The 6,406-nt window shown below is 45.5% G+C and carries 4 protein-coding genes; 2 read left to right on the plus strand and 2 right to left on the minus strand.

Features of this window, described 5'->3' with window-relative positions; translation table 11 throughout:
• Positions 1-24: 24 nt before the first annotated feature.
• Positions 25-1,845, minus strand: coding sequence for a GGDEF domain-containing protein (locus tag EKM80_RS15005; RefSeq protein ID WP_225418811.1), 1,821 nt, complete (start codon positions 1,843-1,845; stop codon positions 25-27).
• A gap of 352 nt (positions 1,846-2,197) precedes the next feature.
• Between EKM80_RS15005 and EKM80_RS04150 the strand changes: the two genes are divergently transcribed.
• Positions 2,198-2,569, plus strand: coding sequence for a pyridoxamine 5'-phosphate oxidase family protein (locus EKM80_RS04150; RefSeq protein WP_125551862.1), 372 nt, complete (start codon positions 2,198-2,200; stop codon positions 2,567-2,569).
• Positions 2,570-2,759: 190 nt separating this feature from the next.
• Here EKM80_RS04150 and recA read toward each other — a convergent pair whose 3' ends face one another.
• Positions 2,760-3,854, minus strand: coding sequence for a recombinase RecA (gene recA, locus EKM80_RS04155; RefSeq protein ID WP_125551863.1), 1,095 nt, complete (start codon positions 3,852-3,854; stop codon positions 2,760-2,762).
• A gap of 473 nt (positions 3,855-4,327) precedes the next feature.
• Here recA and EKM80_RS04160 point away from each other — a divergent pair, with 473 nt between their 5' ends.
• Complete coding sequence (locus EKM80_RS04160) at positions 4,328-6,325, plus strand: hypothetical protein (RefSeq protein WP_125551864.1); 1,998 nt, start codon at positions 4,328-4,330, stop codon at positions 6,323-6,325.
• Positions 6,326-6,406: the final 81 nt, after the last annotated feature.

Here is a 6,406-nt window from a genome sequence, read left to right on the forward strand (position 1 = left end):
CCTATTCGAGATTGATCGTCTTTTTTAGTTTGTAAGCAACGGTAAGTGCGGCTTATCAAAGTAATCACCTTGTAAATACTGGGTAACCTTTTGTTTTCGAAGCCAGTTAACTAAATTTTCATCAGTAATACCATCAATAGAAAAACCGATTTTATGGAAGGCCGCAATATCGCCCCAGAACTTAATTTCTTTGCAGGCTTTCATCTGATCAGCACCTAGCGCAACCGTATATTTAACGCCGTCAAAGTATTGCATACTCGAATTGATCCGTTCAAAATACCGGTTACTACCGATTTGATTCAAGATGACTTTGGTTTTGTTTTTATGATAGAAATCAACCATGGGTATTAATAAATTGAGTGCGGGTATTCGACTTAATTCGATTCCGAATATATCTGGCGCATCGGGGCCATTTAAGTAAGCCGCTAATTTATCAGCCACTTTCTGATTGAGAAAATCAGCTACGGATAGCGTGGTAACTAAAACTTGTGAGCGACTATTAACTAGCGCAGTTCGCATTAGTTCAATTCGCGTATCAATATCGAGATGATGCTGCTGTGGTAAGACCCACTGTTGCTGTTGTTGATCATAACGCCGTAAATGTAATTCGTTAGCGAGACGGCGCCGGTCAGAAAATGTATACAACCCATTAACAAAATAAGTGTACTTCACTTGATTAGAATCATCTTGTAATTGTTGTGTTTTATCATCAATCGTGATCGTATCGCGACCACGCTCCTTACTTTTATACAAAGAAGTATCCGCTCGCTTATAAATATCATCTGGTGATTGATCGTCTGAACGCATCTGTGTCAAACCACTAGAAATCGTAACGGCGATCTCTGCTTGGTCAAAAACAAAAGGCGTTGAACGAATCGTTTGCCAGCAATGAGCCATAACTTGAAAAACTTCCTTAGTGGTACTGTTAGGAAAAATCAAAGTAAATTCTTCGCCACCAGTACGGTAAACTTCATAATGCTCGCCATACTGCTGTAAAATTTGCTTTAACGTTTGGGCCACCTTGGCTAATACATGGTTACCGGCTAAATGACCAAACCGATCGTTGACTAACTTAAAGTGGTCAACATCGATCAATGCTAAGGTCAACGGCTGCTGACTAGTATGCGCTACACCAAAGCGCGTGAAAACATCCTGCTGATAAGCAGTGAAGTTCTTAGTCGTCGTTAATTCATCGTAGTGCGCCATGTGCGCAGTTTGTAAATTATCAAAAAAGCGGCGCTGCTGACGGCCAGTGGATAATTTCATCAAGAAAAACATCAACACTGCACTAAAAGCAATCAGCGGTGACATTTGCATTCCAGCTGGGTGAGTGGGTAACGTAAACCAAAAATCAGCTGCAATAATAACAGCGATCGGTAACCGGAAGCGAAAATTAGGTCCGATTGCTTTGCGATAATAACGAACAATTACCAACATAAATAATAGGATTGCCATCGAAATACCGAAGCGACGATCAGCAAAATTATTAATATAATACATTGACCAAACTGCAACTAGCATCAAACAGCGCAATAGATACTCCCAAATATTAGTATCTTCATCCAATAACGCTAAAATTAAGATGAATAGTCCCATATTGTGATACAGCACAGCATTAATACTACTGATATAGCCGGCTGCATTTAAGACCACAGCACATATAATGACTAAAGCAATACCTAGCCCGCGATATAGTAACTGTTTCTTATGGGATATGTTTTGATCTTGAAATCCGCGACTCCAGATCTCTAAGTGAAAGCCAACAAAACCGGCGATAAAAAATACGGCAACCAGTAATTGCGAGTTCCATAATAATGCCTGAACTAAAATACTATCTGTGTCCACTGTTTATTTACATCTCCCAATGACGAACTATTCTGTCAGTCAAAAAATAATTTTTCTCGTGCTAGACACGTCTGCATTATGGGCGACAAAAGACTAATCTAATTTTGCGCCATCATTTTAGTTTAGAAAGTTTAACCCCATCACGTTGTGACCCGCAACAAGCGCACAACACAATGAGCTACAACTTAAAAATCTCTACAGATAAATGATAGCATAAATGAAATACATAATTAACCTTAATTGAACAAATTATGGATTCATCACTTATTTTTTTCAATAACCAACCATTTAATTAGCTTTCTTAACCGGTAGTAGTATAATTAGGCCACCAAAACGAAAAGAGGTTTAATCAATGGAACAAAAATTTCTTGAAGTTATGCAGCATGAAGGTCCCGTTACGATCATTACCGTTAATGCCCAACCAGCCAGCGTTGTCAATACTTGGGCATCTTACGTCGATATAAACGAAGCCAGCAACTATTTATTGATTCCTGCAGCCGGAATGCACAGTATCGAACATGATTTCAGCACTGATAACACCGTGGTTTTAACCATGGGCAGCAAAGCGGTTGAAGGCACAGTCGGTCCTGGTGCTGGTTTTCATATCCATGGTACCGGTGAATTCATTAAAGCCGGTGCAGAATTTGATGCAATGCACGCTAAATTTCCTTGGTTACGCGAAGTTTTGAAAGTAACCATTGGTGAAATTCAGCAAAAAATTTAAGCCCAGCATAATCGCGTGAACCCACTACCCTAGCTGTTAGCATTGTGAAGTAGCGGCAAAGCGCGCTAACAAAATAGGCTTAAGGGCAATGTTCATAGCCAAAAAAGGAGCTAGACATAATTTTATTATGTTCTAGCTCCTTTTCTTACGCCTACTTAATAGTGTCTTTCTGATCTAGAACAATCATTGCTTATGACTCTGGCTGTTGCATTTCTGCTTGCTTGGTCGACTGTGCCTTTGCTTCATCGGCTTGGGGCTCATTAATATAATGGTCGCGCACTTGTTGTGTGATCGTTGTGAGTATGTCTTGATGTTCCTCTAAATATTTAATCGTATTAGTCAGCCCTTGGCCAATATGCTCGTTATTATAGGAATACCAAGAACCTGATTTTTTGATGATATCTGCTTCAGCCGCTAAACCAATAATATCGCCTGTTTTAGAAAAGCCTTTACCATAGAAGTTCTGGATCAACGCGACTTTAAAAGGTGGTGCAATTTTGTTCTTAGTCACTTTGATTTTAATTTGATTACCGATAATTTCAGTACCGTCTTTGATCTGTTCTGAACGCCGAACTTCTAAGCGTTGTGTCGCGTAGAATTTTAATGCACGGCCGCCGGGAGTTACCTCAGGATTACCGAAAACGATGCCGACCTTCTCCCGCAACTGATTGATAAAGATCAGGGCAGTTTTAGAGCTGTTAACTTCACCAGCTAGGCGGCGTAATCCTTGTGACATTAGCCGTGCCTGCAACCCCACATGACTATCGCCAATTTCACCTTCAATTTCAGCTTTAGGGACTAAGGCCGCCACAGAATCAACAACCACCAAATCAAGTGCCGAACTACTGACCAGCGCATCCACAATTTGTAATGCCTCTTCACCAGTTCCTGGTTGTGACAAATAAAGTTGGTCGATATTAACACCAAGGTTTTTTGCGTAGACTGGATCCATAGCATTTTCTGCATCAATATAGGCCACAGTGCCGCCATTTTTTTGGGTCTCAGCCACAGCGGCTAACGCTAGTGTCGTTTTACCAGATGATTCAGGACCGTAAATTTCGACAATACGGCCTTTAGCGTACCCACCAGCACCTAGTGCAATGTCCAATGAGGTAATACCGCTGGAAACAGTTTGGATCTCGGCGCTGGTCTTCTCGCCCATACGCATAATGGCGCCTTGGCCAAAGGCTTTCGTAATATCCTTAACTGCCTTGTCTAAGGCCACTTTGCGGTCCTTACTATCAGTGATTTCATGTACTGGTGTTATCGTGTGCTTCGCTGCCATGATGATCATCCTTTCACTATCGAACGTGTGTTCCTTAACGATACAAGCATAACGCATTTAGCTAGACAATGCAACCGTGAGTCGAACACACGTTTAGAATCTTTATTTTTGCCCGTTATTATTAATCTACGCAAACTAGTGGTATTATTTTTTTTGCGTAAAAAAGTTGCTGGCCGACCCACAATCGCTACTGCCGGCCTGCTTACTTTAACTGCGTACAAGTCGGCGGCCATCCTTGAACCTGGCTGGGTTAATAAGCGCCTAACTGGCATGCCCGTGTACAACACCAAATCGATTAGTATACCTGTAGTACCGCCGCTCATGCAGAAAAATTCATTGCGACATTAAAATATTGATTTTTCTCAAATGACACGTCTTATAAATGAAATATTATTCACGCGGCTGGCATGGTAAAATTAAAGTCATAGCTGGACGTTATTTCCAGCGCAGCATGATAGTGGAGGCATTCTTCGATGACGGCATTTTTCAATAAGCAAGTAAAAATACAGCCCCGAGCAACACTTTTAGCAGCTGGCACGGTGGCGTTAGTTGGTGGTGGCTGGGCGCTTGGTGCGCAACCAGTAGCGGCAGCGACTACGGTCACTCCAGCTACAACAACGGCTACGCCTGCACCAAAATCAGCGGTCAACGCGGCACAAAATACCGTGACCGCGGCTTCAGCAAGCCAAGCAGCGGCTGAGCAATCTTTTGCAGCGGCCCAGGCAGCAGCGGCAAGCGCTCAAGCAGCGTTGGCGAGTGCCAACCAGCAAACAACGACGACTGCAAACAGTGTGACCAGTGCCAGTGCTAGTGTAGACTCGGCCCAAGCGCGACAAACACAGGCAACTTCGGCCAATGTAGCGGCCCAACAACAAAGTGTCAGTAACGCGCAAAGTAGCGTCGCCAGTGCACAAACGCAAACGTCTACTAGTCAGGCAGCGGTAACCCGTGCAGCGAGTGAAGCTCACGTTGCACAGTCAAATGTTGATTTGGCGGCCAGTAATACCGTTGCTGCTCAAGTCAGCGTGACCAGCCAGCAGGTCGTGGTCGCCCAAGCACAGAGCCAAATGGCAGCACTAGCGCCAAGTGCAGTGCAGTCCGCGGCAACATCAGCAACGGCCCAAGTACAAACTGACACTGCAGCCGTTAGCACTGCCAGTAACGCAAGTTCTGTGGCTACCGCAAATGCGGGTAGCGCCCAGCAGGCTGCCAGCAACGCGCAAACGGCGGTGACTGCGGCAACTGTAGCGAATAGTGCGGCCCAAGCGGCGGTGGTTGACGCAACAGCGACCGAAAGCGCCGCACAAACAGCAGTCACGGTAGCAACGCTCGCGGTGAATACCCCTGCACAATCAGTTGCAACCGCTAGCGCCGTCAGTCAAGCCGCTACTGCTGCCAGTACAGCTGATTTTAATTTAGCCCTGACCACGGCGGCGGTTGCACAATCCGTACAACAAGTGGATTCGGTCGCTAATGTGGTGGACGCTCGGCGCGCGCGCTGGCAGCATTTGCAGGTACGTTGGTCGGCAGCTTTTGCCCAGATCGGCTATCTACGTATCAACCGCGATCCAGCACAATTACGCCGTTGGACAATTGTTCGTGCGTGGGCTAAGGCGGCCTTAACGACAGCGTTAGCGCAACAGTCGACCGCAGTTGCGCAGCAGACACAGGTACAAGTTAAGCTCGGTTCAGCACAAATGGCAGCCACTGCGGCACACCAAGCGGTAACGGCAGCTAGTGAGCCAGCCACATTAGTTGCTGCACGCCAAACCTTGGCACAAGCGCATGCGGAAACTGTTGCAGCACAAGCACAGGCGACGCAAACTGCTGCCGCTGTCGTCACAACACAGCAAACTGCCGCCAGTGCCAATACGACGCTCAACACCAGCCTAGCTCATGCTGCCAGTGCGCAGACGGCTTTGGTCACAACGCAAGCAAAGTTACAACGTCAGCAGACAATCGCCGCAAATGCACAAGCGACAGTCACTTACTTACCACAACGTCGTGCGCGGGCACAAGCGCATTTAGCCTTAGCGCAGGCTGATTTGACCACTTTTAAACAAAATGAAGCGGTGCAACAGCATGTGTTAAAGACTAGTCAAATAACCGCCCGCCAAGCGAATCGGCACGTTACTACCGTTGCGCAACGTTTAGCTACCAGTCAGGCCGCGTTACAGCAAGCACAGACCAATTTAGTTCAAGCACGACTGACCCTTAGTGATCTGCAAAATGCGACTGCCAACGTGACGCGGGCGCAACAGCATTTATTGAATGCACAAGCAGCCTGGGCCCAAGCTAAATACAGCCAAACACAGGTACAGCGCATTTACACGGCACAAATCACGCGCTTGATCGCAGCACAAACCACATTGGTTACAGCTAATACACGCTTGGCCAAAGCGGAGACAGTTTTGACCACCGCTAAACAGCAACACAGCAAGTTACATTTTGTGCAACGTGCACAGCAATAAAGCTACATAGGAAAATAAGTCTGATCTGTACTAGGCCCTGTCAAGTTGACAATTGAAATAATATAAACTTTTATCTGTTTC

The organism is Loigolactobacillus jiayinensis, from assembly GCF_003946445.1.
Taxonomy (GTDB): domain Bacteria; phylum Bacillota; class Bacilli; order Lactobacillales; family Lactobacillaceae; genus Loigolactobacillus; species Loigolactobacillus jiayinensis.